At 64.2% G+C, this 1,055-nt stretch carries 1 protein-coding gene and 1 pseudogene; both read left to right on the plus strand.

From position 1 onward, the window contains the following. Positions 1–735: pseudogene (locus ACX0GZ_RS14750) on the plus strand (DNA polymerase Y family protein); the annotation flags it as partial. Next, a partial coding sequence (locus ACX0GZ_RS14755) for a PHP domain-containing protein (protein ID WP_458817511.1) occupies positions 735–1,055 on the plus strand: 321 nt, incomplete at its 3' end. The pseudogene ACX0GZ_RS14750 and the gene ACX0GZ_RS14755, both read left to right, overlap by 1 nt.

Here is a 1,055-nt window from a genome sequence, read left to right on the forward strand (position 1 = left end):
GTGGCAGGCGACCTGTGCGACGATCTCAGCGCTTTGCTGGGAACTCAGGGGCTGGGTGCGCGCGCGATCCGACTATCGTGTCTGCGCGTCGATGGCGATGAGCAGCATGTGGCTTTCGGGACGGCCAAGGCGACACGCGACCCGCGCCATCTTCTGCGTCTTGTCTCACTGCGGATCGACCGAATCGAGCCGGGGTTCGGGATTGAAGCGATGCGGATGGAAGCGCTTCGTACCGAAACGCTTTCTGCCGCAGAGATGCCTGCAATTTTGGCGGGCGATCCTGCCACGCCCGATATCGCGAGCGCGATTGATCAATTGGCCGGTCGGGTAGGGTCCGCTGCGCTGTTTCGGATCAGTGCTGTAGAAAGCGATGTGCCGGAGCGTGCGGTTAGGCGCATCGGGCCGCTCGAGGCCCCTATCAGTTGGCCAGCCTATCATCGCCCAGCGCGGCTGCTGCGCCGCCCCGAGCCGTTGCACCGCGTCATTGCATTATTGCCCGACGCGCCGCCGCGTCGCTTCGAGTGGCGTGGGACCACTCACCGGGTAGTCGCAGGCGACGGCCCCGAGCGTATCCACGGAGAATGGTGGCGTCGCGACGGCGAGGTCTGGGCCGTGCGGGATTACTTCCGCGTAGAGGATGAGACCGGTGCCAGGTTCTGGGTATTTCGGCGTGGCGACGGGGTCGATTCCGAAACAGGCGACCTGAGCTGGTACCTGCACGGATTGTTCGGATGATGACCGGCTATGTCGAGCTTCAGGTCACCAGCCATTACAGTTTCCTGCGCGGCGCATCGTCGCCAGAGGAGCTGTTCTCGGCTGCCGCCCTGCAGGGATACAAAGCGCTCGGGGTCGCTGATCTCGGGAGCGTGGCAGGCATCGTACGGGCTTGGGATGCGCAGAAGGCAACCGGCGTTCGACTGATCGCGGGTTCTCGGATCGACCTTGTCGATGGTCCCAGTTTCCTTCTCTACCCGACCGACCGACCCGCATGGTCGCGACTAACCCGCCTGCTTACGGTTGGTAAAGCTCGCGCCGGAAAGGGCGGGTGCGCCCTT

Source organism: Sphingomonas aestuarii, from assembly GCF_054457155.1.